Raw genomic sequence first — 26,849 nt, 5'->3', positions numbered from 1 at the left:
TTACATTACGTATTTACAGCAGTTCGTCAAAATTAGAATGTCGATCAAAAGCCCTCGGGATAGAGAGAGAGAATTTCCCGCCCTTGATCCATCTTTCCCAAACATTATTGAGATAAGGCATTATATAGTAATCAAGCCCAAAAGCTCGTCCCGCGCCCCCCATCAATGCGAATAATGCAACTGGGAACCACCAAACACTTAAATATAAACCGGTGGTAGCCATAAAATTGATATTCAGCAAAATGCTTATGCCTGATGCAATAAAGGTAAATGCACCGGCTATGATGGCAAGCCCTAACAGGATTTCGATTATTATAATCATTCGTTGGAAAAATAGAGTGGATGCATCGCTTCCTAGTATCCAATGGGTTGTTACCCAATTTAGCGGAGCAAAATCAAGTTTAGAAAACGTTTCTCCAAGTTTATCTGACACAGCAGACGCGGCCGCCGTAACCGCTGTCGTTGCCGATGATGTTGCAGCAGGAGCATTTGAAACAGCAGCTGCAACCGCGCTTGTAGTTGCTGTTGTTGCGCTGCTTGCGGTATCAGGAGCTGCCGGGGCAAGCTTTTCAGCATAAACTCCCCATCTGAATATTCCGAGATTAATTCTATAGAATACTTGAGTCGTTGGTAAATCCCCAATATTCAGAGTGCTTTTCATAAAGCCCATAACAGGCTTATCCATCCAGCCTTCACCGATCTTTTTAACAGCTTCGTATATCCAATAACCACCTGTAAATAGCCTCAGAGGAAGCAGCCACCATGCCTGCATTTTCTCAGACCAGTGTCTTTCAAGGAAAATCCTTCTTTGTCGTCTTTCGACAGATTCATGGTAGAGATACTTTGCCACTCCCCAAAATCCGGCGACCGTCAGCATGTGATTAGAGTTAACAAAATATTTTGCAAACATGCCTATCCAACCAGGAAAGCGTTTGCCCATCATTTCATTAAGATAAAAATAATTGCCGATACTTAACATATACCCGCGCATGTTAACTTCAGTCTTCTTAAGTCCTTCACCGCGAATATCACGTAATATATTGAGAGCTGCCTGATGCCCGGTGTGGTGGGCATGTTCAACCATAGCAGGATACATTTTGCCCTCTTTATCAAGCGTACCTGCCATGTCTCCTACAGAGTATACATTTCTGTACTTTGGGAGTCTGTTGTACTCGTCAACTTTCGTTCGAGCACTCCGATTTACAACTTCAACTCCCATCCCATCTACTTCATCAGAGGCTCTGATCCCTGCGCACCATATCAGAGTTCTCGTAGGAATGAATTGATCCCCAAATCTGAATCCTTCGGAGGTAGCCTCTTTGACAGGTGATCCCAGCATTACTTCAACGCCTTTTTTCTTAAGATACCTGAGCGCACGCTCCTGATTATCCTTGCAAGCCTGTGCCAAAACATTTGGCAGCGCGTCACATAGTATAAGGCGAAATTCTTTTTTGTTCAGATTATAAGTTGATGATAGTGTTCTTATCCAGTGAATAAGCTCACCGATCATTTCAATTCCTGTGAAACCGGCACCTGCAACCGCAAATGTCAGCAGTGAGCGGCGCCTCGCTTCATCTTCTTCCCCACGGGCACGTTCACAGCACATCTTTATATGTTCCCGAATTCTAACTGCGTCATCATAAGACCAAAGAGAAAATGAATTTTCTTTTAACCCGGGGATACCATAATAATTAGTCTGGCTGCCAAGAGCTAAAATCAAATAATCGTATTTATATTCTTTTTCGGCCCCTTTTACAACATTTGCTTCAAAGTCAAACGATTTGATATCATCACTATAATGTTTAATATCTGTATACTGAAATACCCTATTAAGAGGAACCTTAATTGCATCCTGTTCAACTCGGTTACCAGCAACTTCGTGAAGTTCGGTCATCAATGTCTGATAATTATTTCTATCGATAACAGTCACATCAACATCAGTATTTTTCTTGCGTTTGCTGAATGTAAGTGCAGCGGAAATACCGGCATAACCTGCTCCAACTATCAAAACCTTCTTAGACATAGTTATTCCTCCCTCAAAATAGTTTGTACATCTCCCTGGATAATTATAAATAATGTTCTTTAATCCCCTTAAAATAAGGAATATGCATTAGCTTTCCGTCGACCATAGCATACAATGATCCCGTTATAATTCCAGTTACGATTGAGCCTAGCAGGAGTAACGGTAAATATGCGAATATATTAAACGACTGTAAAAAAAATGAAGCTACAAGAACTTGTCCAAGATTATGGCTGGCTGCACCAGCGATGCTGATTCCAATATAGGAAACATATCTGTTCTGCAAACTTTTTAAAAGTCTCATGATTAAAAGCGCACATAATCCGCCAGCAAGTGAAAAAGCAAAAACAGTAACTCCTCCAAAAAATCCTGCTGCGATAATGCAGCGAAGAACGACTATAATAAAAGCCGATAAAGTGTCGAGATAAAAGATTGCAAACAAAGTCATAATATTCGGAAGCCCGATTTTTATGCCGGGAACAGGCACGATAGGGGGAAACATTCGTTCAACCACCGATAAAACAAGAGCCATTGAAATCAAAACTGCTATAATCGCAATTTTTTGGGGAGATAGTGCAGATTTAAAGCTCTTACTATTTGACAACAGCATCAACCTCCCCGTCTCCGCTTTTGTTTACTATTTTTATTATAATATGATTGGGAACACAGGCTATAACCTGTCCAACTTGTCCAATATACCCTGTTTTCACGCAAATCTGGTTAGGACATTTTATGTGAACGATAGCAATTTTTTGATCTTTTATACTTATATCGAAAGATAGGTCGCCATATTCAACTTTCTTTTCAGAATCGCTTGCTCCCGTAAGCTGAATATCCTCAACTTTTTTACCATTTATCAATATCTCAGCATATGAATCCCCTTGGTGGGGTCTAAATGCAATTGCGGTAAAAAGTGCTGAAAAAAGAACAATTGCGATAATTATAATGTCTCCAACTTTAAATCTCATATTATTCCTTTAAACTTATACAAAAAAATCCACCTAATTTATTCGCTTTGAAAATTTTTAATAATTCTTTTCAGAAGTTACCTAGTTTTTTATATATCTTTCAGGGCAAAATAAAACTGCAAAGGAGAGATAAAGATGGATGAGAAAGCAATAAAAAAACTACAACAGCTTCTTCGCAGTGTTGAATTAGGCGTTGAAAATTATGATAGATTTGTTAAGGATACATCAAAACCCGAATTAAAAGAAAAGTTTGAGCAATTTAAAAAAGATTATACCAATAGTTCTGATCAGATCGCCCAAAAAATTAAAGATCTTGGCGGTCAGCCTCTTAAGGGCAGCGGAATGGCAGGCATAATGCAGGATATTTCATATACAGCGCGCAAAATGGCCGGACACACGCCAATAGGAATCTTAAAAAGCGCACATTTAGGAGAAACAATAAATATCGAGTCTGCTCAAAAAGTATTATATGATGGCATTGAAAAGGACAGCTATAATCTCGTTGAAAATCACATGAGCCAATCACGCAATCATATGCATGAACTCCAAAGCTTAATCAGAAAGTACGAAATAGATCCCAAAGATTAATATTTCTATATAACTATTTAGTGATTGCAAAATACAAATAATTTATAAAATATTATAATATTTTCAAAGCAATTTCCACCATATCCGAAAAAGTTTTTTCACGCTCATTTGATGTTGTTTCGTTACCGGTCACCAAACTATCACTGACAGTAAGGATGGAGAGTGCGTTTGCTTTATACTTTGCGGCATATGTGTATAGAGCCGCTGTCTCCATCTCCACTGCCAACACTCCGTAATCTCTCCAAATCTTCCACATATCAGGATCGGGCTGATAAAAAGTATCAGTTGATAATATTGTCCCCACCGAAAAGCACTTTTCAGAATTTTCAGCAATTTCCGCGGCTTTTTTTAGCAAACTAAAACTTGCTGTCGGTGCGTAATCTAATCCCTTAAAAATTCGTTTACATAGTGAACTGTCTGTACAGCATGACATTGCAAGAACGATGTCCCGAGGATTTAGCTTTTCTGAGAAAGCTCCGCAGGTGCCAACTCGGATTATAGTGTTCACTTTATACTCGGATAACAGCTCATTTACATAGATCGAGATAGACGGCATTCCCATACCGCTTCCCTGAACCGATACGCGTTTTCCATGATAAACACCGCTGAAGCCCAACATTCCCCTAACATTATTGTAACAAATTATATCAGATAAAAAATTTTCAGCGATATATTTAGCCCTCATAGGATCTCCAGGCATCAATACTGATTCCACAATTTCTCCTTTTTTAGCTTCAATATGAGTACTCATATTATTTCACCTTCAAAACTTTCAACGATTTTTACACCTGCGCTGGTTCCTATTCTATTTGCTCCCGACTTAATCATTAAAATTGCATCCTGAGCTGAGCGAATACCTCCTGAAGCTTTTACTCCAAAGTCTGACCCAACCGTTTTGCGCATTAGTAAAATATCCTCAGGAGTAGCACCTCCTGTCGAAAATCCTGTTGATGTCTTTACAAAATCCGCCCCAGCTTTCTTGGCAGCTAAACAGGCTGATACTTTTTCCTCATCTGTTAAAAGGCACGTTTCTATTATTACTTTTACAGTTCTCCCGTCCGCAGCAAGAACAACTGCCCTAATTTCTTCTTCAACTTGTCCTAAATTTCCTGATTTAAGTGCCCCTATATTAATAACCATGTCGAGTTCTTGAGCTCCGTTATCAACCGCATCTGCGGCTTCAAACGCTTTTGACGCCGCTGTGCCCGCTCCAAGAGGGAATCCAATTACTGTGCAGACTTTTACATCGCTATTTTTAAGAAGTTCTGCTGCAAGAGCTACATACACTGGATTGATGCAAACAGAAGCAAAGTTATATTTTCCCGCTTCGCTGCATAGCCTTTCTATATCCGAAGGAAGCGCCTCGGCATGCAGATTCGTATGATCTATAAATTTCGCCAACTCGAATTTAGTCACAGTTACTTTCTCCTTATTTCATTTAAAAAGCTCTTCGCTCCGAAACTCTTGTTTAAGTCCAGATACTCTGAAATCGTTTCCGCTATATCTGAAAATGTTTTTCTAGTCCCTATATTAACTCCGCTTTTAACATTTTTGCCGAAGATTAGAAGAGGAATATATTCTCTGCTGTGATCAGTGCTCGGGGTTGTTGGATCACAGCCATGATCCGCCGTTATAAGAAGGATGTCGTCATCTTCTAAAGACTTTGTTAATTCAGGAATTCGCGAATCAAAATATTCAAGGGCATTTTTATACCCTACAACATCGTTCCTATGCCCATACAGCATATCAAAGTCAACAAGATTTGTAAATATAATTCCGTCACGTGACGTCTTCATATATTCTAAAGTTGCGTCAATACATGCGCTATTCCCAGATATATGGTTTGATTTAGTAATACCCTTGCCGGCAAATATATCTTCGATTTTACCGACAGCGCAGACGGAGTATCCCTTTTCAACTGCAGCATCAAGCACTGTAGGTGCAATTGGATTAAGTGAAAAATCTCTCCTATTTTTAGTTCTGGTATAAGAACCGCTCGTTCCAGTAAAAGGTCGTGCAATTATTCTGCCAACTGCATGTTCTCCAGTCATTATACTTCTAGCTTTTCGGCACAGGTCATAAAGCTTTTCAGGAGGATATATGTCCTCATGTGCTGCTATCTGCAAAACACTGTCGGCAGAAGTATAAACAATTGGATAGCCTGTTTTGACATGTTCATCGCCAAGCCGGGCAATAATTTCAGTGCCGGATGCAACACTGTTGCACAAAATATTTGTTTCAAATGCATTCTGCAAAGCATTTACTATATCAGGAGGAAATCCGTTTGGATAGGTCGGAAATGCTTTTTCGAGCTTAATCCCCGCAATTTCCCAATGTCCTGTAGTAGTATCCTTTCCGGAAGATACCTCTGCAAGTTTACCATATGCTCCAATAGGCTCAGGCACTTTTTCAAGACCTATTTCCGCTTCTATATTAGCAAGACCCAGCATCCTCATATTTGGCACATTTAAGCCTAATGTTTTTGCAATATGACCAATCGTATTGCTTCCTTCATCTTTGTACTTACAAGCATCCGGCAGTGCCCCGATACCTACGCTGTCAAGAACAATTAATACAACTCTTTTTATACCGCTCACTTCCAAACATTTTGCTATTTATATCCTTATTATAAACAACTATATAAGGAAAATAAACGTTGTTTTTCATGGTATTTTCGTATATACTTGATTATATATTATCTATATAATTATTTGTGTAAAATGGAGGTATTTTATGTTTTGCAGAGTCTGTGGGTTGGATATTGGCGATATGAATGTATGCCCCAGGTGTAGGGCTTCACGCGGTTTTGGCAATAATTATTGTAATAACTGCGGTAAAGAAGTTCGCCCAACTGATGCAGTCTGCACAAGCTGTGGTCAGGTTTTCACGCATTCTCAGACATCTCCTTTTGATACTGAGCCAAAATCACGGCTCGCTGCTGGTCTTTTCGGTATCTTTTTGGGTGGTTTTGGTGTCCATAATTTTTATTTAGGGTTTACAAACCGTGCTGTCTGGCAGATTATAATAACAATTATTACATGCGGAATAGGATCGATCTGGGGATTTATTGAGGGAATCTTGATTCTTGCAAAGGAAATAAACGTTGATTCAAACGGTATTCCGCTAAAGGATTTTTAAACTATTCCTCGGGGTGATTGGTTGAAAAAAGCTGTTTCATACTTTCTAACGGTATGTTTATTTTGCTCGCTGTTGACTATTACGCCTTCAGCTGATACAACCATGCCTTTTATTAAAAATGATGACATTGTATACCTCCCTTCAAATGAACAGCCAATAATTATTGATGATGAGGTTTTCTTCCCTGTTCAGACTGTCCTAGCAGTTGTCGGGGGCAACTATAAATACGACGAAGTTACAGATACTCTAACTGTATATAAAGGTACGGTGTCTATAAGTTTTTATCGTGAAAATAACATTGCAGTTACCTATGATAATAGATTCTATGAAAAAAAAGTTCCGATTCAGAATGGTATAACATATATACCCGCGTTGTTCGTTGTAAGTGAGCTTGGGGGGATATTCAGTGAGCCGTCACCAGGAATATATCGGATAAAGACAAGAACATCACAGATTTCAGACAGTGATATAGAACGGCTTATGCATAATATGCCATCTGATTTTAATAACAAAACTGATAATCCTAATTTTTACCTCTGTATAATCGGCACGTCTCAGTATACCCAAACACAGCTTAAGATTCTGCGCAATTCAAACTGTAAAGCGGTATTCTTTTTTACAGGCGACCAGATTCAAAGCAACGCTTCCCTTATGCGTCAGCTTGTAATAGAGGGGCAGGATATCGGTCTTATGCTCTCGCCGGATTTTGAAGCAAAACAGGGGTTAACGTCAGCTCAAATCGCTGATGAATTCAACCGCTTAAATGATATCCTGCAAAAACTCACATACACCCGATCACGTCTTGTTATGCTGCGGCATGGATCTCAGTATAATACCGACAGTGTTAATGCCGATCTCGTTAAAAGCGGCTATAGAACATGGAAGTATAATATTGAATTTACAGAAGCCCGATTCGGTGATGTAGAACCTTCCACCCAGCTTTTGATGACACAGCGCAACCTTGAAAGAATTAAATGGAATTCGGTTATTTTAGTAAATAATACAAATACAGCTACGATAATACTTCCGGGACTTATTACTTATATGCAGAACGCTGGTTATCACCTGCGCCCGCTTTATGAAACAACTAAGCCAGTTAATTTCCCTTTATTAATGGAATAGAATATTAGACAGTATATTGGAAAGGATGAACCTTTTGTCAGATTGTATCGGAATATTTGACAGCGGCGTGGGAGGGCTTACTGCCGTTCATGCTGCTGAAAAATATTTACCCAATGAACATATCATATATTTCGGCGATACTGAACATATGCCTTATGGAGGGCGTTCTTTTGACACAATCGAAAAATTCGCATCTTCGGATTTTAATTTTCTTTTAAGCTTTGATGTAAAAATTATTATAGCTGCTTGCGGTACAGTTTCTTCTGTAGTACTGCCCCATATAAAAAACAAGTATCCTGTTCCTATTATTGGGGTTGTAGAACCTGGCTCGGCAGCCGCTGTCAGCAAAACTAGAAACGGTCGTATCGGTGTTTTAGCCACTGCTGCTGCTATTAAGTCAGGCGCATATAATGATGCCATAACACGGAAAGATTCTTCAGTGCAGGTATTTCCCATGCCTGCTCCACTTTTTGTGCCACTTGTTGAGAATGGCCGCTTCCATAAAGGCGACAGGGTTGCCAAGCTTGTCGCCCAGGAATACCTTGAACCACTTTTGAAAGAAAATATCGACACCCTTGTTCTTGGGTGTACGCATTATCCTTTCCTTTCAGAAATCATTCAAAGCGTTTGCGGAGATTCTGTGACCCTTGTTAATCCGGCAGAAGAAGCAGTAAAAACTGCACACGATGTTCTTAAAGACAGAGGTTCGCTTTCAGACAACTGTAAAGGAAATCCCGATTTTTATGTATCTTCAGATATAGATTCTTTTAAACATATAGCTGAAATATTTTTGGGAAAAGCCTATACTATTCGTCCCTCGCTTGTTAACATAGATAAATACTGATAAAGGAGAAACAGCATGGACGAAGCAATAATTACTATAAACAGTGAACAGCTCTTCGACGACGGAAATAATGACAGCATTAAATTCGTGACAAGCGGAGAATTTTCAAAAATTGACAGTCATTACTATATATGTTACAATGAATCTCAAATAACAGGTCTTGAGGGCGTTATTACATCGCTAGATATCGAAAATAGCCGTATAGTTCTTACCCGTAAGGGATCTGTAAACCATGAAATGGTTTTTCAAAAAGGTGAAAGAAATCACTGTATGTACGATACAGGAGAAGGATACATCACGATTTGTGTCAGTACCATTGACATCGACTTAAAACTAGGCGAAAATGGCGGCTCTCTTTATATTGAATATACTCTTGATATGAGCAGTGCGCTGCTCAGTCGTAATAGAATAAATATTTTGATCGAAACAAAAGAATGAAGAAATCATCAGGAGGAGTAAAATTGTTTTCAAACCCGATACTGCAAGCGGTCAGTCACATCAAAACGCTTATTGAAACAGCTATAAAGCAATGCGGCTATGATATTGAAACCGAGATTGAGGTTTCCGAACCAAAAGATAAATCACACGGTGATTTTTCAACAAATGTTGCTCTAAAGGCGGCAGGCTTGCTTAAAATGAACCCGCGAACTGTCGCGTCGGCGATAGTTGAACATATCGATACCTCTGATTCTCTTGTTAACAAGGTTGAAGTTGCAGGCCCTGGATTTATTAATTTTTATTTATCAGACAGCTACTTTTCCGGTGTTGTAACAAGCATAATCAGTAATGGAATCGATTACGGCAAAAGCAATATTGGAGAAGGCAAAAAAGTAATGGTAGAGTTTGTATCAGCGAACCCTACCGGGCCAATGCACATGGGAAATGCGCGCGGCGGAGTTGTAGGAGATACTCTTGCTACAATTCTTTCATGGTCTGGCTATGATGTCTCACGTGAATTTTATGTTAATGACGCCGGAAATCAGGTGGACGTGCTGTCACGTTCGCTTTCAGTTCGTTATATACAGTATTTTAAAGGAGAAGATGCTGCTGAGTTTCCAGAAGACGGTTATCATGGAGACGACGTTCGTGAAAGAGCGGCTGAATGCGCAAAAATATATGGCGACAGTTTATTGAGCAAACCAGAAGATGAGAGAAGAAAAATTCTGGTCGAATATACTCTGAAGAAAAATATAGAAAAAATGCAGAAAGACCTTGAAAATTATCGAATTAAGTATGATCGGTGGTTTTTTGAAAGTGAACTGCATAAGAGCGGATATGTTGAAGATACTGTTAAAATGCTTTCTGACGCAGGTTATGTTTATGAGCAGGACGGAGCTCTGTGGTTCAGGACAACACAGTTTGGCTGTGAAAAAGATGAAGTACTTAAAAAGTCAAACGGTTTTTATACTTATTACGCTGTAGACATTGCATATCATCGTAACAAATTTTTGGAACGCCATTTTGACAAGGTAATCGACGTTTTCGGTGCTGACCACCATGGACATACATTGCGTTTTAAGGCAGGCGTCGCAGCTCTAGGTTTACAACCTGACTGCCTCCAGTTTGTACTTATTCAGCTTGTTAGACTGATGCGTGGCGGCGAAATCGTACGCATGTCAAAACGCACTGGTAAAACCATTTCTCTTGCAGACCTCTTACATGAGATCCCGGTAGATGCGGCACGATTTTTCTTTGACTTTAAATTAAGCGACAGCGCGATGGACTTTGATCTTGACCTTGCAGTTAAACAGAGCAGCGATAATCCAGTTTTTTACGTTCAATATGCGCACGCTCGTATATGCAGTATATTAAAAAATCTGTCTGCTGAAGGAATTACACCCAAAAATACTGATGAAGTAAATCTTTCACGGTTAACAGCGCCGGAAGAACGTGATCTTATACGCCTTCTTGCTGTCTTCCCTGAGGAAATACGCTGTGCAGCTGAAAATCTCGAGCCTACAAAAATGACACGTTTTGCCGTAGAAATTTCTAGTGCCTTTCATAAATTCTATAATGCATGCTATGTGCGCTGCAAGGATGAAGAACTTATGTATGCGCGTCTTTCCTTATGCCAGGCTGCTAGACAAGTAATTAATAATGCTCTACGCATAATTAATATCGAAGCTCCAGAAAAAATGTAAAGGAGACTACATAATGAAAAGGTACGTATCAAAATTCATATCACTTTTCTTAGCATTATCCTTGATTTTATCTTTCAGCGCAACCACTTTTGCCGAAGAAGCAACCAAGGCCGCAGCTACGCCAAACAGCGCGTCCACAAGCAGTAATACTCCATCGTATGACGACTTTCTAAAGTTCTTAGCGGAAGCGCAGCAGAAAGCCGAAGATGATAAAGGCAGCGCGCTTACCGGTGATGAAGCTGTTAAATTGTTTTATGAGGTCCTGAAGACTTATCTTGATGTATCAAATGATGAGGATGTTACTGAGCAGGAACTTCTCGAGGGATTAGTATACAATCTTTTGATGAATTACCCTGATATGATGCCTGCGTTTGTCAATATGATGCTGCAGTCTCACAATCAATTCAATGCCTATTTAACAGCTGAAGAATGGGATTCTTTTATTAACCAAAAATCATTGACTGGTTTAGGTATAAAATATTTGTATCAAGACGGCATTGCTAAGGTTATTCGTGTGTACGATAACACTCCGGCTGCTAAGGCTGGTATTTGTGAAGGCGATATATTCTACACAATTAATGGCCAAAGGCTTTATGGAAATGGAGATCCATCATCTATATTAGCCGCTGCCGGTGATAAGAATATCACGGCTTCTCTTTACAGACCATCTGATCATATATTATATACCACAAAGCTTTCAAAGGAAGCATTTACTGCCAACGTCGTATTTTGGGAAAAACATACGGACGGAAAGGTTCCTTATGCAGTTGTTCGCATAGATGATTTTATGGGAACTATTGAAGAATATAACGCTGCGATTGATGACATATATAATTCAGGAATTAAAAGGATCGTATTTGACTTGCGTGATAACCCTGGCGGGGAACTTGAAAATGCAGCGGCATACATCGACAAACTTATCCCGACTAAAGGAAAATTGCTTTTTAAAACCAACTTTAAAAAGGGTGTTGATGTCGATACAAGCTATTATTCTACCGGGATCGGCAAAGCTTTTGATAAAGTCGCAATATTGATTAATAAGAACTCCTACTCTGCCGCAGAAGTAATGACAATTTCACTTCGCGAGTTACTGGGAGCACAAATCATTGGTCAAACGTCGTACGGTAAAGGCGTAGGAATGCAGGGGTTCCCAATGTCAGACAACTCCGTCCTTCTCGCTGTTGATTTTGAGATTACATCACCAAAGGGTAATCACTATAACGGAGTCGGAATAGTTCCCGATCAAGTAATAACCAATCCTGACCCGACATACCCAGGTTATCAGTTCAAGCCCCTAAATCACGACAATTATACGAGTGTTAAAGAAGGCTTATTAAGTGATACTGTAATAGCTCTGGAACAGCGTCTTAAAATTGTCGGAGTACTTGACAGTGTTGATAACCTTTTTGATGATAAAACAACTGAAGCAATAAAGAAGTTCCAGACAAACGCAGGCATTCCTGTTACCGGCGTTTTAGATCTTCAGACATTTAACATGTTGACTGATGTTGTTAACCTTGCTAAAAACATTTCAACACAGCAGGATGCTCAGATGGAATATGCACTTAAATATATTCAGGAATAGGATTGAAATTGTTTAAGGAGTTTGTTATTATAATAACATAACAAGTTTTCTTAATGTTTGATTACTATTTAAGGAGGTTTTATATAATGGCATATGTAATTTCTGATGAATGCATCAGTTGTGGAACATGTGAGCCGGAATGCCCGGTGAGCTGCATATCTTCCGGTGACGATAAATACGTTATCGATGAGAGCGCTTGTATCGAATGCGGTACTTGTGCTTCTGTATGTCCGGTATCTGCGCCACAACCTAAATAAGAGTTGCAGTACATATAAAACAGGGTTAACACCCTGTTTTATTTTTATATTTTATGATAAACTAAACCTTGGGGTGAAATTAATGGTGCATGATGACGAAACAGTTGATGATTTACAGATTGCAGGCTTAAATATCATACAGAAAAAAAAAGGCGTCAAGTTCGGTCTTGATGCCGTCCTTCTCGCTGATTTTGCGCGAATTAAAAAGAACGCGAGAGTATGCGATCTTGGAACAGGAAGTGGGATAATACCTCTCTTGCTTCATGAGCACTATTCCCCTTCCCATATCGATGCTGTTGAACTTTTAGATGAATATGCCGATATGGCATCCAGAAGTGTAAAATTAAATAAATTGGAACAGGTTATAACCGTTCATAATTTTGATATTAAAAACATTAATGCCCTGCTAAAATCCAACGACTATAATGCTATCATCAGTAATCCGCCTTATAAAAAATTTGAAACTGGTCTATCAAGTACTAATAATGATTTTTTAACTGCCCATCACGAGGTGCATGCTACTATCAATGATATTGCAAAAGCTGCTGCTTACCTTCTTTGCGATCACGGCAAAGTTTTTATCGTTCACAGGCCTGAAAGACTTTGCGACGTAATAATCGCATTCAATTCATATAATATTCCCGTAAAAAGGATCAGATTTGTACATTCAAAACAATATAGTTCCCCTAATCTTGTGCTGATTGAGGGGCTTAAAAACGGGCGAGATGGTCTTCTTGTTTTGCCCCCACTTTATATTTATGACGAAAATGGAAACGAAACAGAAGAAACACGCCGAATATACCGGCGGGAGGTAAAGTAATGATAGTTAAAAAAGGAGCTCTTTATCTTGTGGGAACTCCTCTTGGAAATTTGGAGGATATGTCGCCTCGCGCACAGTTTATACTTCGTGAATGTGATTTTATTGCGGCCGAAGATACCCGGGTTACTGCTAAACTTTTATCAGTATTTAACATAAAAAAGCCTCTTATAAGTTATTATGAGCATAATATAAGAGAACGCGGAGAAGAAATATGCGCGCGACTGGAAAAAAACGAATGCTGTGCTCTCGTGACAGATGCAGGAATGCCTGCAATTTCTGATCCCGGCGAGGATATTGTTAGGCTTTGCGGAGAAAGAGGCATAGAAGTATTTGCTGTTCCAGGTCCATCAGCCGTTGTCACCGCACTCGCTTTATCCGGCTTGCCAACTGGACGTTTTACATTTGAGGGCTTTCTTACGAAAGCTCATAAAAATCGTATGCAGCATTTGAATGATATTAAAGAAGAAACAAGAACTATGGTTTTCTATGAAGCTCCTCATAAACTAAAAGAAACATTGCGCGATCTTTATGATACGCTTGGAGACCGTAAAATCAGTATAGCTAGAGAAATGACAAAATTGCATGAAGAAGTCATAAGAACAACTCTATCACAAGCCATACAGATATATGAGGAAAAACCTCCGAAAGGAGAATTTGTTTTAGTTATCGATGGAATGCCCAAAAAAGCACCTGAGCATCCTGATTTAAATGACATCAGCTTAAAAGATAAATTGATTGCCGACATCGATATGAATATTAAATTAGGACTTCCCAAAAATGCAGCCGTCAAAAAAACTGCTGATACGTTTAATTTGTCTCGAAATGAAGTTTATAAAATCTGTTTTACAGATTGATAAATAATATAAAAAACGCAAACACTATTTATAAAAGAGGTGTTTGCGTTTTTTATGAATAGTCGATTTATATCAGGAGACGATGATGCAGAGGATACCCCTAATAAGGAAGAAATGCAGCGCACGCAGGAATTTGGCAGTATAACGTCCAAATCCAGTCGTGGGATTATACACTGCATAACTATAATCGGGCAAATCGAAGGCCATTATATTCTTCCTCCCCAAAATAAAACAACTAAATATGAACATGTTTTACCTCAGTTAGTTGCAGTCGAAGACAGTGATGAAATAGAAGGATTGCTGCTTATTCTTAATACTATGGGCGGAGATGTTGAGGCAGGGCTCGCAATTTCTGAAATGGTGTCTGGAATGAAAAAGCCAACTGTCTCTCTTGTATTAGGAGGGGGACATTCGATTGGAGTTCCTCTAGCTGTATCATCTAAAAAATCATTTATTGTCCCGTCTGCGACAATGACTATACATCCTGTACGTATGAACGGATTAGTGATTGGAGTGCACCAGACATTCGAATACTTTCAGCGAATGCAGTCCCGTATATCTAATTTTATTATTTCAAACTCACACATAAGTGAGCAGAAACTCCGGGACTATATGTATAGAACTGATGAACTCGTAAACGATGTGGGAACAGTAATAGATGGAAAAACAGCCGTTGAAGTAGGTCTTATCGATGAATTAGGTGGATTGTCAGACGCTCTCGATTCATTATATTCTATGATTCAATCACGTCGCTCCCCGCAAAATTCGGACTAGGAAATATACAGCTTCGGAGATGGTATAGTAAACTTTTACAAGATAAACATGACGAAAAGCAGTTTATTATACCATCTCCAGTTTATATTATTTTTAAATCTATCCAAATAATTAATTACTAATTTTATAGTTTCCCCGGCTTTTCCGTGTCTTTATTGTTAGCAATTCTCTCTTTACTGGCTGCACCTAATGGTGCGGATGCAGTCTCTAATCGAAGAAGTGTTGCAACCTGTCACCACGGTTTTATATTCTTTAAGTGTCATTTAGTCTTCTCCTAATGGTAATCTTACTTTACTATTGCGTTTTCATTCTTTCCTGTTGAATCATATCATTCGACCAAAATCTATGCCTCATTAAATATATACCTTTTCTATTTGGAAAAATATAGTTCCTAGCACTAATCTTCCGCATTATTTTAGCCAGCATATGAATGCAGCCGCCTATGCCAACTATTGTATTATTTATGCATTTTCTATCAAACAATACCCTTGGATTTTTCCTGTTTCCGCTTTCATTCTTACATATACTACTCCCTTCTTTTGCTAAAATAAATACAGTTTTTATCGGCATATTGGTTTTTTTATATCTAAAAAATCTTAATGCCATCAGCACAGTTGGTGGCGCTTTCGCAAAAATTGCAATGCAAAAATATTGACGCTGTTGCAAAACAGCCCGCAAAAAAGTCGGAGCAATCATCCCGAAAGGGTTGGTTGCCCCGACTTTTTGCTTTAGAATTAAGTTGTGAAACAAATTCAAAAGCACTTAGATCATAACAAATTTGAGTAGGATTTTCAACAGTTGACGTTCCCAATGAATATGGAAATTACCGCTGAATGACCCGGTACGGCTTCAAGTGTCCAGTCTGAGAACTTGATTACAGGAAACTATATCGCGCCTATTCTTTAAAAGAAAGAAAACCGATAACCAACCCCCGGATTATCTTTCAGGTGTTGGTAAATGGCTACATGTGCGACATCTACTCGACGCGCAAACTGGAGGAAGCCCGCCGGAAGCGTTTGGAGTTCATGTGGCTGCTGCAGGGGGAACCAGTGCCAGACTACAGCACCTTTGCCGGGTTAGCACCGGGCACACCAAAGATACTGAGGAAGGCCTGTCTTATCAGTTCACCCGTCGTCTGGAGAAGCTGGGCGAAACAGAACGCGACGAGGTATTCGACGGCACCAACTGGAAAGCCGCGCGAGACGATATTCATTCGCCTGGTCCAAAACGACAGGAAAATATCCGACCAAGGCGTAGAAAGCCGTACGGCAGGAATTTGAACGGCGTGAGATTTTCGGTAAAGTGCCTCTGAAAAAGTTCTTCGGGTTAGTGGATTCGGAGAAAGCGCCGGGATTAAGTTTGCGCGTGAAATCGGTCGCCGCAAGCCATCGGTGCAGCACGTATATGAGACGCTCTGCACCCTGTTGGGAAAATGTATGCTTATAAGAAAAAGCTGTTTATGACGGGAAACACCAGCAACATCTACACCGAAACAGACCCGGACGCCACCTTTACGCACATGAAAAAAGACTATATGCGCAACGGGCAGCTCAAGCCGTGATACAATGTGCATATCGCTGTGAACAACGATTACGCCACAGGTGTCGCGATCTTTCACAATCGGACAGAAATAGAGGCTGTTGCAAAACTTTCGTTTTGCAACAGCCTCCTTATTTTTATTTGGGTTTAAATTTAAGAAGATTTTTTTGAGAAATAATTGTACAGCATCTGCGCTGTTTCTGCTCTTGTTGCTGTGCCTGTCGGATTTATCTTTCCATCTGTTCCATTTATAAAACCATTCGCAGCAAGAAGTAGAATGTCATTCTTTGCATAATCTGCTATGCTGTCTGAATCACTGAACGAAACCTTAGAGATATCTACCTTTTCGTCTAGCAAGTTGAATGCTCTAAGTGTCCTTGCAAACAATACGAACATATCCTCTCTTGTCACATTCGCTGTTGGGTTAAATGACCCATCTGATCCTGTCGCAATGCCAAGATCTTTTGCTACTGCAACTGCACTTGCATAATATGCATTTGCATCTACATCATTGAATGTGCCTGATCCAGTCTTATCTCCGGCAAACGCCCTCATCAGCATAAGCGTAAAGTCACCACGGTTCACTGTTGCGTCAGGTTTAAATGTTCCGTCTTCATAGCCTTTGATGATTCCTTTGCCCGCAATATAGGTAATCGCACTATTAGCCCAATGATTAGAAGTATCAGAGAATGTTGTTGTAGTAGTTGTGCTGCCATCTGTCGGATTTGTTGTATCGGTTCCGCCTGATGTATCAGTACCGCCAGAACTGCTTCCACCGCTTGAACTTCCCGAGCTGCCATTATCTGAACCTACATTAATCTCACCGGAACCAACAGTTACTGTGTATGTCGCCTTTAATTCATTGCTGCTGTAATAAATCTCGATTAGAGCAGTTGCACCAGTGGTCTTACTCAGTGTCAACGTCGTTAAGCCCTGACCGCTATACTGTTCAACACCGTTAACTTTAACCTTTAATGAAGGATCTTTCGTCACCGGTATAACTGTAACATTTGTTGTCCCTTCAGGAACAGATACACGGTAACTCGTATTTTTATCCGTCAAATTAACTTTAACGGTTCCACTATTAGTCTGCAGAGACAAAGCGCTTAAGCTATAGTCTGATGTAATAAACGGAACCTGCTCATCTAAAACAGTTCCTGGAGTCGGTTTTGCATTGTTTGCAATCTTGGTTTCCCTAATTGTTCCATCAACAGAATAACTGAACGTTAAAGCCTTATTTCCGACAGCATCTTTCTGCCAAGATTCGCCTTCGTTGAATATTGCTTTTGAAATCGTTGTTCCGCTCGGATTATTCAAATCAAAGTGAGACCAGTTAATGTAGTATAACCCGAGTTTGCTCATTAGATAAACCATTGCATTTGGATCTGGAGTACCTTTCACTGGATTTGCAAGTGTGTAATTTGTTCCATAGAATTTGTTAAAATCATCAATGGTAAGATTATTTGTGCCACCTATAGATGAAGAGGAATTATCTTTAATCCAAATAATTTTTGCACTGCGCGGCTTGACATAAAAGTCATTGGTTATTGTGTATGACGTAGCATTGGCAGTATCGTTACCCCAACTTTCTCTTCTTGCAACAGTATAATTTTTGAGGTTTACTGTGTTGTTACTATTATTATAAATTTCAAGATATTCAAATGGGTGTTTAGTATATACTCCATTTATAGTAACAGGATTAGAGTTTGATACAATTTCAGTAATCAATAAATCTGACAATGTTACATAACCTACAGCTACGTAATTTTTGCCATCAACATTTGCTCTTACAATTGAATAAATACGTCTGTTTGCATCAGTTGCAAAATCCATTCCGGACTGCACAGTTTCATGCGGATTTACTGTATCAAAAGTTCTCTTTGCAATAGGTGTAATCGCTGGTGTAGTTTGGAGATTTGTTGAAAGAGTAAAACCATTGTCATTACTTCTATAGTAATCAACTTCTACATTTGACAATGTTTTATCTGTCGTGTTTTGGAAGCTGGTAACTACAGTGTTAGGAGTATCACTTGATGAGTTCAACCCAATCTTAGTATCAGTTATTTTAACGACAGGGTCATCTTTTTCAACCCATACCGGCGCTGTTATTGAATAATAGCCAGCACTGTCTATAAAGCGGACATAATAATACTTGTATTCAGCAGGTAGTGTAAGATCATTTATATGAACAACCTTATTCTTATTACCATACTTGTCGCTTTGTACTAAATCACCCGCTGCAAATGTCTTTTGATAAACAACAATGTTGTCTTCAGTTATGATGCTCAATGTACCGGTTTCATCTTTGGATGTATCTGCAACTGTTATGTCAAAATTAAGATCAGAAGGATTCTTAAGTCTCGATCCCATCCATTGTCCGTTAACTTTATAATCAACGAATGTTGTAGTTGATGCAGCCTCATAACCTCTGTTCATCCTGTAAGCTTCTATAAGATTATCTTTGGTAAGTCCGCCCATTATAACTTTTCCGCATTCTGGTCTAGCAGAGCCCCAGGCTTTACTATGGTTATCCTCGTTGAACGAAGGATTAACATGCCAGCCTTTAGACAATGCACGTGCATATTCATTTTGATAATCAGATACTGGATTTTGGAATTCGCATAGGTCAAGTACTTTGTCGGTTGCCTCAGAGTAATAATCGTAATCATTGAAGTCGCCCCAGTAATCTCCAGGGTGGTTAAACTGAAGAACAACATTAGGATTACCTTGATACTTCTCGTAAAACTCAGGAAGCTCATCTGATGAATCAAAATCAAAATCCGAATCCTGTGTGCAATTTGCAACAGTCATATGACCGTTAAGTCCTCCATTTGAACCCGACCAAGTCATTTCATAACCGCCCATTGCAAGATATCCGCCCGGGCCTGGTTTATAATATTTTGCTGCAATTTTCGGTAAGTCCATGACATCCCAGTAGAAACGTTCACCTTCGACACGGCTGTGGTCTGAGAGCTCAAATATGTCAAGTTTTGCTTGATCACGAGCCCATGTATAAGCCTCATCAGGCGTACCTGTACCGTCAGAATAGTTTGAATGCGAATGAACTTCAGCTGAATAGTGGTTAAGATTATCGCTGTCGCCCATGCTGAACTCTGATTTTTGGTCAGTCTGGTTATGTGCTGAGGATTTATCAGAAACTAAAAATTCAATGTTATGTTTACCTGCTGAAAGCGCTGTAGTCGGTGAATATTTGAGTACATTTCCTCGACTATCACTCGTAAGTCCAGCTTCTGATGTGACATCCTTTCCGTCTATTAAAAGCTTCACTGAAGATGTATCTATCCCAGAGACATCCTCAAACTTTATTTGAATATTCGGAATATACACATTTTCATAATAGTAATATGGTTCTGGCTTGAAATATGTTATTTGAGGTCCCTGTGTATCTGTATACTTAATAGCAAACGGTTCACCGTTACTATCTTTTAAAGTAACTGTATGCAACCCATCAGATGCTTCAATATAATACTGAAGCTGATCTGCATACTTAACCGCATCATAGGGTATTGTGCAGGTATAATAATTTTCTTTTCCATTCTCAGCTGTAAGTTTAGTCTTCACATACCCGTCAGTATTAAACGACTTATAGTATAAGTATTCACTTCTAAGTTCGGTATCATCTACAATCTGAACCTCAATGTTAACATCCCCGTTAGCGTTTATGGCCGCTGTTTGGGTGTTTTCATATAATATATATGGAGATGTTTTATCGGCCATATTAAACGATCTTTGTTCAGGTGCTACATATCCAGGCGAATAATTAGTATTTGTAGCTATTTTCTTGAGAACTGTAGGATCAGCATCGTTTTCAGGCAGACCATATTGAACACTTTTACCGATAATAGAGTCGTTAATTCCCTGTGACATAGTATCATTATAAGTAACTTTACAGATTGCAGTACCTGGAGCCATATCATTTTTCGCTATCATAACAGTTCTTGTTCCGGTTGAATTCATATGGAATAGATTACTGTTAGCGGTATCGCAAGCTTTTAACCTAATTAGCTTTGTGTTAGCTGCTAAAGGTGTATTAGGATCAAACTCATTTGCATTATTCCTATACTGCCTGTATGTTGAAAGATCCCATTGGTCACCATACTCGAACTGGTCAAAAAGTGCCACTGCACACTCACCCGGTGCAAGAATAAACTGTTTGTTACCTTTTGAATCATAAGATATTGCTGATGGAGAAAACTCCCAACTATCAGAAATCTTGATTGATTTTACCAGAGATGGATTTGATATCGGACTAGGTTGATAATCAAGTCTATAATCCATCAGGTCAATATCACTATTTGAGGAATTATAAATTTCAACATAATCGAAATGTCCACTTGCCTCTGGGTTAGATGATAACTCTGTAATCATAAGATCAGGAATATTGAATTTATTGCGAATCTCAACATTGTAGCAACTACCATTTTCACTGGGGATTTGCTTATTTGTTGTTCCTGAAGATACAATTGTATAGCCTATTTTAGAATGTCCCATAAGTTGATCTTTCGGTATCGTTGCTTCATAATATGAAACATACTGAGAATCGGACTTTTTAGAGCTCAAATTTGTATTTTTAGTCATATTCACACTTTTGCCGGATGACACGCCATCAAAGCCGTAATTAACAGTAAGTGAGTTACTATCGGAAACATCAGATACAACAGCTGAAATAATCAAATCCTGACTTGTCGACACCCATGTCAACGGTGAATGAATAATATTGCCGACTCCTGAAAGCGAATCGTCTATCTTACCAAGAGTAAATGTCATGTGACGAGTAGAAATATGCTGATTCGGATACTTTCCGTCTACAGACCCACCATACTCATCACCAACTGTAAGATCAATGTTATAAACCTTTAAATCAGAAAGAATACCTGGGTTATAGGTAACAGTATTATTTGAGTATGATATTTTATCAGTTACATCTTTACCGTCAAAAGTCATTTTTAATGAACTTGGATCAACCCCTGCAATATCTGAAAGCTTAAGGGTAATCCCTGTTGAGAAACATCCTGTATGAAGAGTCGTTCGATCAACCGGCGTTGATGAAATTACTCTTGGTCCCTCGGTGTCTTTACATAATTCATGATAGGGATTAAATACATCTGTTGGCAATGTTGTTATGTTTGCACCGTCAGTTGCAATAAAGTAATACTTGATCTCTTCAGAAGCCTTTAAATTGGCCAGCGGAATAGATGCTACGTACTCATTATCATGCTGCAGATCTTTTGTCATATTCACAACCGAGAAATCATTATCATTTTCTAATTTGTAATACAAATAGACATTTTGAATATCATTGTCCTGATCAGTAATTTTAACTCTAAAATCATTCTCGTCTGGTTGCCGATACTCTGAATGAGAATATTGGTCAAAGACTGGTGAATTCGGAGATGACTTCGGTTGCTGATAATCTTCTAAATGGTAAGGATTCGCTGTTACTCCAACAGCTGAAATAAGCATCTTTCCAACAACTGCGCCAAATTTTGGAGCGTATGAAAATTCCAAAGTCTTGTTAGAAGTAACTTGAGTTGAATCTTTGTTATATTCCGCCTGGCATATTGCGGTAGCTGTAGAATTGGTACAATCCATAACTGAAAGTACCGCATGCGCTGAATTTGGCAGATTAAATCCATTGTAGGTAACACCATTTATAGTTGTTGTTCTTAATGTAGAACTGTTCCCGCTATTGTATTCCACTGCTAATACTCTATTTTCTTTGGGGATATTAGGGCAACCATAAAATTTAATGAAATCAGACCAAATCCTTTGCATATCGTTGTCTGTTCCCCACAAATATGGTGTATCAACAGTAGTCATTATATCAGTATTATATAGGCAGCAAACAAGCGGCGTATTAGCTTTCCAAGAGTTCCCTGTTACTGTGCTCTCGCGTACAAGATCATTTGCATAACTACTAGTAGCACCGGTTGCAGAGTCGTACGTTGTTAGCATAAGTTTGAATTTCGTTGGATCTAAATCCTTTCCGCTCAAATTTACAAGCTCAACAAATTCAAATACATTACCGTCGCTGCCCTGTTTTGCTGCGCCTTGAGGAAATGCGCCGTATTCGGTTACTGCAACTTCCGGGTATGAAAGTGTGCCGGTTGTCTTTTGAACATCAACTGTATAAGGGTTGGATGCATTTGCAGGGAGTGTTGTTATATTTAAGCCCGCGTCAGCTACCGCAAAATAATATTGAAGTTTATTCATATATGCTATTTGCGTAGCCGGTATTGTAAATGTACCTGTTGCCGACTTAACACTACCTGTTGTTGAAGATGATGCACAATCGTAAGTCAGTTCTTTATAACTTAATTCATCTTCTGATTTGTAGTATAGTTTGATGTAACGTATATCATTATTATCAGATGCGGATACAGAAAGGCTTAAATCTGCTAATCCAATTGAAGTTGGTGGTGTATAATTTGAAAACGATGGTGCAACATTATCTGTAAAATCCCAAGGCTTTTGATCGTATGAATAGAACGATGTCATTTTTGTGGCATTACCAGATATTGAAGCATAAGGTTCTGTTATTCCTTTTGAGTCATTCCACTTGTATTCAATTGTGACCCCATTAGTAAGGTAAGTAGAATTCCCACCCGTAAAATTCAGTGCAGGTGTAGTGTTGTCTTCATAATTATTAACTGTAGCATCTTTTTTTGCAAGGATTAAATTAAAACATTGTGATGATGTTTGCAAATTCTCAAGAAAGAAGTTTCCACCCTCAACTCCTTGTTCTGGTGTCCCATCACTGTAATTAAAGCTTTCTGCCATGCACACTTTATCAAGAGGAACTTTAGGTGAGTATTTATTTACAAAATCAGTTCTTGTAAGATTTTCCATCGCACTTCTTGGCGCATTCTGCTTGATCCACAAAATCCGGTAATCATTTGGCGCAACATTTATACTATCTGGTTCAACAAGCCCTTCACACGGTGTATATTGACTTATATTATTAAACCATATTCCCTTTTTGATACTTCCAGCATACCACTCGTATCCAAGTTTATAATCTTTTAAATTAATATATCTGCTTGAAGCATTATAAACCTTTACAAATTCCCAAGCATCATAACCAGTATTGTCTACAACCACGTTATCAGCATTTACGCAAAGTTCCGTCATAATCAGATCAGTAGTCTGTTGAGCAAATGTTGAATATGTAGGTGTTTTTAAGTCTCCGGATGAGATATAATATTCGATTTTATTTAAATTCTTTAGATCTTTATATGCTATTTTTGCAGTAAATTTCTGCGCATTCAGGCTTCCGGCTTGTCTTGCACTGCCCTTTGTCATAGCAATTGTAGAAAACGAATCATTCGTTCCGAATTTTCTGTAATTAAGAACTGCGCCATCATTAGAAGAACTTGCAACTTCGGCATTAAATATTGCGTCCTCTTTATACCCTGCGTAGTCTAGCGGAGCATATGATATCTGTGGTGTTGTATAGTCTTTTACAACTATTGAAACTTTAGCAGCAGAAGCATTACCATTCTTATCCTTAGCTTCAACCGTCACTTCATGTGTCCCTACACCTAGCTGTGCCTTAGCAAACGAATAAGTCATTACACCAGAATTGTAATTTGATGCTGGAACGGCTATAGTGTTGCCATCATACTCGATTTTCAATGAAGTTGCGTCAATTCCGAATTCATCACTAATTGAAGCAATTAATTTATCATAATAATTTCCTTCAACTGTAATTCCATCAGTTGGGGATGTTATACTAATATCCGGTCCCTCATTATCAATGACCTGGATTTTGTTGGGGGCATTTGAGCTTGCTGAAAGTGTAGTATTATTATTACCATCAGTTGCCTCAATATAATAATCTATCTCGTTTGTACCAGTGATATCGGCAGCTGGTATTGTAAACTTAAATGTCTTTTCAGTTGAATAACCCGGGTTTTCAAATATAAAGTCTTCAGTATACGCTTTCCATGAACCGCCGCTCTTCTTATAGTGTAAAGTTGCAGATCTTACATCCGTATTATCGGTAATATCAGCTGTAACAAGCAAATTATTAATTTGTGTAAAATCAACGGAAGTAATTGGCGTATGGTTAATTGTTGGCGCAATAGTATCATTTATATCAAGTGGTTTCTGCCCTGCGAATATCTTACCAGGGGTAGAAATTGCCTTTTGTTGAAATATAGCTGAATTAACTCCGTCAGTCCCTTGTTTATACGTCGCACTTTTACCTGAAGAACAATCCACTGAGTATGAATATGTAGAAGTTGCAATATTTTTTTGTTTCGATAAAGAATAAAAACTAATTGCATTATTTGTTCCGCTGTTATGAAGGTTAGCCCTTCCATTTACATTCTTCAAAGTATCTAGTGAAAACATAGGAGCAATAATCCTATGGGCTACATCTGGAACTAAACCGCTAGTTTCACAAGTGCTGAAATCAGCATTGCTTGCAAAGAATTTCCAGAAACTTGCTTTCTGCTCATCTGTAGTATACTTATAGCCTGCCTTATAATCATTATCCAAATATAATGCAAAAACATAGACTTCTCCAGGCTTAAGCTCAGTAGGCCCACCTGTTTCTGTTAAGAATTCTGGGTCACTCCCACCATAGCTAAAGTCTATTCTTAAATCTGAAAGTGGTATAGATTCAGTTCCTGAAACATATGCCTCAATAAACTCAGTCGCATCCGACTGTTCACTCGGATCTGCATCAATTTCAGTAATAATCAGACCATTGTCAGTAACAGATTGAATGGTTGCACTCTCATTAGACTGAGTAGCTGCATTTGTATCAGTTGGGGTAGCTGTGTCAGTTTGTGTTGTTACATCTGTATTACTTTGAGTTGTGGTCTTATCATCAGCATTGGTACTATTCTCGGTTGCGGAACTATCTGTTGAACCGCTCGCACCAGTCTGGTTTTCATTAGGTTGCGATATACTGTCGTTGGTTACTGGCGTATTGGCATCATCTGCGGCGTATATACCAGCTGGAAATACGCTTAAAATCATGCTAAATGCCAACAGTGCAGACAGCACTGTTCGAAATGTCTTGCTCATGTAATTCCCCCTAAATTAATTTGTCTAAATCACAACTTGATCTGATATCTCGCAATTCAGGACATCAGATTCCCTATAACTTACTATATACACTATATAGCTTGATTTCAATATGTGTAAAGTTAGCGGATATGTATATAGTTCAATTTCCGTTAAAACAAATCTCCTGCGCTTATTACATATTTAGTGCTCATACAAAACAACTAATAACAGCAAAAAAACTAGTGTAAATACTAATTTTTTGCCCATATTTAGCTACTCATTAATGACATATTTGAAGTCAAATTATTTTAAATTATTCAATAAAATGTATCTTAATCACCAAATTTGTAACAAGCATATGCTCACTTACTTCCAGACCTCTTTTAGATTTTAAATATTTTATCAATTGCTTCTATTTTAACACTCCTTGCATTAAAAAGACAAAGTATCAATTTCTGGTACTTTGTCCTAAATCTGAGTCTATTGCATATAGGGGGGGTAATAGCACAATAATTTCTACCTAAATTTGCAACCTTAGTCTAATTAAATTCTTACTTTGATCTTACGAAAATAGCATATAACATCTGTGCTGTTTCTGCTTTTGTTAATTACCAGTTGGATAAATTATTTCATCTGTTCAATATCATCTAACAGAGTTGGCGCTCAGATCCATTAAAACAATACGAACATATCCTATATCACATTTGTTGCTGATGCTGAACAATTCCAAATCGTTTTCAGTCATATTCACATTTGTAGAATTATTGATTTACAACTATATTAATACCTGTCCGGTTTTATCCACCGCAAAGATGCCACCACGAGTCAGCATCAGAAGCATTGCATATCAGTTGCACTCGGTTGGCATTTGAATCTTTTAATTAGATGTAATGTAACATTAGTTAACCTAAAATTTTCATCGTTATAATTTTAGGAGTGACTGAAGACTTCACTGATACTGGTTGTTAAACAATAAAAGTAAAAGGTGCCTTCCGGCACCTTTTACTTTGTTATGGAGATTATTTTTTAAAGAAGTTTGTCAGCATCTGAGCTGTTTCGCCTCTTGTTGCTGTGCCGGTTGGGTTGATCATGCCGTCAGTGCCGTTGATGTAACCGTTTGCGGCTAACAGCAGGATGTCATCTCTTGCATAGTCGGATAC

General features: G+C 38.7%; 20 protein-coding genes. 11 read left to right on the top strand and 9 right to left on the bottom strand.

The annotated features are described in order from the left end of the window. Nucleotides 1–13: 13 nt before the first annotated feature. The 3 genes from Q8865_01355 to Q8865_01345 are packed head-to-tail and all read right to left on the bottom strand — an operon-like array spanning nucleotide 14 to nucleotide 2,988. A complete protein-coding gene (locus tag Q8865_01355; GenBank protein MDP4152076.1) occupies nucleotides 14–2,023 on the bottom strand; it encodes an NAD(P)/FAD-dependent oxidoreductase in 2,010 nt (669 codons plus the stop codon). A 43-nt stretch (nucleotides 2,024–2,066) separates the two neighbouring features. After that, complete coding sequence (locus Q8865_01350; GenBank protein ID MDP4152075.1) at nucleotides 2,067–2,624, bottom strand: Gx transporter family protein; 558 nt, start codon at nucleotides 2,622–2,624, stop codon at nucleotides 2,067–2,069. Continuing rightward, complete coding sequence (locus tag Q8865_01345; protein MDP4152074.1) at nucleotides 2,614–2,988, bottom strand: NusG domain II-containing protein; 375 nt, start codon at nucleotides 2,986–2,988, stop codon at nucleotides 2,614–2,616. The genes Q8865_01350 and Q8865_01345 overlap by 11 nt, the downstream gene beginning before the upstream one ends. 135 nt (nucleotides 2,989–3,123) lie before the next feature. Between Q8865_01345 and Q8865_01340 the strand changes: the two genes are divergently transcribed. Next, nucleotides 3,124–3,576: a DUF2383 domain-containing protein gene (locus tag Q8865_01340; GenBank protein ID MDP4152073.1), complete on the top strand. Its 453-nt coding sequence runs from the start codon at nucleotides 3,124–3,126 to the stop codon at nucleotides 3,574–3,576. Between the two features lie 52 nt (nucleotides 3,577–3,628). Here the strand turns inward: Q8865_01340 and deoD are convergent, their stop codons facing one another. The 3 genes from deoD to Q8865_01325 are packed head-to-tail and all read right to left on the bottom strand — an operon-like array spanning nucleotide 3,629 to nucleotide 6,164. Next, nucleotides 3,629–4,327, bottom strand: coding sequence for a purine-nucleoside phosphorylase (deoD, locus tag Q8865_01335; protein MDP4152072.1), 699 nt, complete (start codon nucleotides 4,325–4,327; stop codon nucleotides 3,629–3,631). Further along, a complete protein-coding gene (gene deoC / locus Q8865_01330) occupies nucleotides 4,324–4,992 on the bottom strand; it encodes a deoxyribose-phosphate aldolase (protein MDP4152071.1) in 669 nt (222 codons plus the stop codon). Before deoC ends, deoD begins: the two co-directional genes overlap by 4 nt. 2 nt (nucleotides 4,993–4,994) lie before the next feature. Beyond that, nucleotides 4,995–6,164, bottom strand: coding sequence for a phosphopentomutase (locus tag Q8865_01325; protein ID MDP4152070.1), 1,170 nt, complete (start codon nucleotides 6,162–6,164; stop codon nucleotides 4,995–4,997). 145 nt (nucleotides 6,165–6,309) lie between these two features. On the opposite strand from Q8865_01325, the gene Q8865_01320 reads away from it, so the two are divergent. The 10 genes from Q8865_01320 (at nucleotide 6,310) to Q8865_01275 (ending at nucleotide 15,111) form a co-directional block, all read left to right on the top strand. After that, nucleotides 6,310–6,714 carry an NINE protein gene (locus Q8865_01320; GenBank protein ID MDP4152069.1) on the top strand — a complete coding sequence of 135 codons (405 nt, stop codon included), beginning with the start codon at nucleotides 6,310–6,312 and terminating at the stop codon, nucleotides 6,712–6,714. A 21-nt stretch (nucleotides 6,715–6,735) separates the two neighbouring features. Then, nucleotides 6,736–7,836: a polysaccharide deacetylase family protein gene (locus Q8865_01315; protein MDP4152068.1), complete on the top strand. Its 1,101-nt coding sequence runs from the start codon at nucleotides 6,736–6,738 to the stop codon at nucleotides 7,834–7,836. A 25-nt stretch (nucleotides 7,837–7,861) separates the two neighbouring features. Beyond that, nucleotides 7,862–8,680 (top strand): glutamate racemase, encoded by an 819-nt coding sequence (murI, locus tag Q8865_01310; GenBank protein MDP4152067.1) that lies wholly within the window; start codon nucleotides 7,862–7,864, stop codon nucleotides 8,678–8,680. A 15-nt stretch (nucleotides 8,681–8,695) separates the two neighbouring features. After that, on the top strand, nucleotides 8,696–9,118 hold the full coding sequence (locus tag Q8865_01305) for a DUF1934 domain-containing protein (protein MDP4152066.1): 423 nt from the start codon (nucleotides 8,696–8,698) through the stop codon (nucleotides 9,116–9,118). Continuing rightward, nucleotides 9,115–10,821, top strand: coding sequence for an arginine--tRNA ligase (gene argS, locus Q8865_01300; GenBank protein ID MDP4152065.1), 1,707 nt, complete (start codon nucleotides 9,115–9,117; stop codon nucleotides 10,819–10,821). Before Q8865_01305 ends, argS begins: the two co-directional genes overlap by 4 nt. A gap of 13 nt (nucleotides 10,822–10,834) precedes the next feature. After that, a complete protein-coding gene (locus Q8865_01295) occupies nucleotides 10,835–12,406 on the top strand; it encodes a S41 family peptidase (protein MDP4152064.1) in 1,572 nt (523 codons plus the stop codon). Between the two features lie 86 nt (nucleotides 12,407–12,492). After that, nucleotides 12,493–12,663, top strand: a complete 171-nt coding sequence (locus Q8865_01290) for a 4Fe-4S binding protein (GenBank protein MDP4152063.1) — start codon at nucleotides 12,493–12,495, stop codon at nucleotides 12,661–12,663. A gap of 82 nt (nucleotides 12,664–12,745) precedes the next feature. Beyond that, nucleotides 12,746–13,483, top strand: coding sequence for a tRNA1(Val) (adenine(37)-N6)-methyltransferase (locus tag Q8865_01285; GenBank protein ID MDP4152062.1), 738 nt, complete (start codon nucleotides 12,746–12,748; stop codon nucleotides 13,481–13,483). Further along, complete coding sequence (gene rsmI / locus Q8865_01280) at nucleotides 13,483–14,337, top strand: 16S rRNA (cytidine(1402)-2'-O)-methyltransferase (GenBank protein MDP4152061.1); 855 nt, start codon at nucleotides 13,483–13,485, stop codon at nucleotides 14,335–14,337. Before Q8865_01285 ends, rsmI begins: the two co-directional genes overlap by 1 nt. A gap of 114 nt (nucleotides 14,338–14,451) precedes the next feature. After that, nucleotides 14,452–15,111, top strand: coding sequence for an ATP-dependent Clp protease proteolytic subunit (locus Q8865_01275; GenBank protein ID MDP4152060.1), 660 nt, complete (start codon nucleotides 14,452–14,454; stop codon nucleotides 15,109–15,111). A gap of 294 nt (nucleotides 15,112–15,405) precedes the next feature. Here the strand turns inward: Q8865_01275 and Q8865_01270 are convergent, their stop codons facing one another. From Q8865_01270 to Q8865_01260, 3 genes are all read right to left on the bottom strand, one after another. Further along, nucleotides 15,406–15,807, bottom strand: a complete 402-nt coding sequence (locus Q8865_01270; protein ID MDP4152059.1) for a hypothetical protein — start codon at nucleotides 15,805–15,807, stop codon at nucleotides 15,406–15,408. A 361-nt stretch (nucleotides 15,808–16,168) separates the two neighbouring features. After that, nucleotides 16,169–16,729 (bottom strand): hypothetical protein, encoded by a 561-nt coding sequence (locus Q8865_01265; protein ID MDP4152058.1) that lies wholly within the window; start codon nucleotides 16,727–16,729, stop codon nucleotides 16,169–16,171. A gap of 74 nt (nucleotides 16,730–16,803) precedes the next feature. Then, nucleotides 16,804–25,707 carry an S-layer homology domain-containing protein gene (locus Q8865_01260; protein MDP4152057.1) on the bottom strand — a complete coding sequence of 2,968 codons (8,904 nt, stop codon included), beginning with the start codon at nucleotides 25,705–25,707 and terminating at the stop codon, nucleotides 16,804–16,806. Nucleotides 25,708–26,849: the final 1,142 nt, after the last annotated feature.

Source organism: Bacillota bacterium (genome assembly GCA_030705925.1).
Taxonomy (GTDB): domain Bacteria; phylum Bacillota; class Clostridia; order Oscillospirales; family Feifaniaceae; genus JAUZPM01.
Note: the sequence above shows the minus strand (reverse complement) of the source record. Positions and strands in the feature narration are given on the sequence as shown.

Excerpts from the sequence above, each read along its gene's own strand:
- murI (MDP4152067.1), top strand. The coding sequence starts at position 7,862 with ATGAACCTTTTGTCAGATTGTATCGGAATATTTGACAGCGGCGTGGGA.
- Q8865_01270 (MDP4152059.1), bottom strand. The coding sequence starts at position 15,807 with ATGATTGCTCCGACTTTTTTGCGGGCTGTTTTGCAACAGCGTCAATAT.
- Q8865_01345 (MDP4152074.1), bottom strand. The coding sequence starts at position 2,988 with ATGAGATTTAAAGTTGGAGACATTATAATTATCGCAATTGTTCTTTTT.
- argS (MDP4152065.1), top strand. The coding sequence starts at position 9,115 with ATGAAGAAATCATCAGGAGGAGTAAAATTGTTTTCAAACCCGATACTG.
- Q8865_01320 (MDP4152069.1), top strand. The coding sequence starts at position 6,310 with ATGTTTTGCAGAGTCTGTGGGTTGGATATTGGCGATATGAATGTATGC.
- deoD (MDP4152072.1), bottom strand. The coding sequence starts at position 4,327 with ATGAGTACTCATATTGAAGCTAAAAAAGGAGAAATTGTGGAATCAGTA.
- Q8865_01305 (MDP4152066.1), top strand. The coding sequence starts at position 8,696 with ATGGACGAAGCAATAATTACTATAAACAGTGAACAGCTCTTCGACGAC.
- Q8865_01290 (MDP4152063.1), top strand. The coding sequence starts at position 12,493 with ATGGCATATGTAATTTCTGATGAATGCATCAGTTGTGGAACATGTGAG.
- Q8865_01260 (MDP4152057.1), bottom strand. The coding sequence starts at position 25,707 with ATGAGCAAGACATTTCGAACAGTGCTGTCTGCACTGTTGGCATTTAGC.
- Q8865_01340 (MDP4152073.1), top strand. The coding sequence starts at position 3,124 with ATGGATGAGAAAGCAATAAAAAAACTACAACAGCTTCTTCGCAGTGTT.
- Q8865_01285 (MDP4152062.1), top strand. The coding sequence starts at position 12,746 with ATGGTGCATGATGACGAAACAGTTGATGATTTACAGATTGCAGGCTTA.
- Q8865_01275 (MDP4152060.1), top strand. The coding sequence starts at position 14,452 with ATGCAGCGCACGCAGGAATTTGGCAGTATAACGTCCAAATCCAGTCGT.
- rsmI (MDP4152061.1), top strand. The coding sequence starts at position 13,483 with ATGATAGTTAAAAAAGGAGCTCTTTATCTTGTGGGAACTCCTCTTGGA.
- Q8865_01295 (MDP4152064.1), top strand. The coding sequence starts at position 10,835 with ATGAAAAGGTACGTATCAAAATTCATATCACTTTTCTTAGCATTATCC.
- Q8865_01355 (MDP4152076.1), bottom strand. The coding sequence starts at position 2,023 with ATGTCTAAGAAGGTTTTGATAGTTGGAGCAGGTTATGCCGGTATTTCC.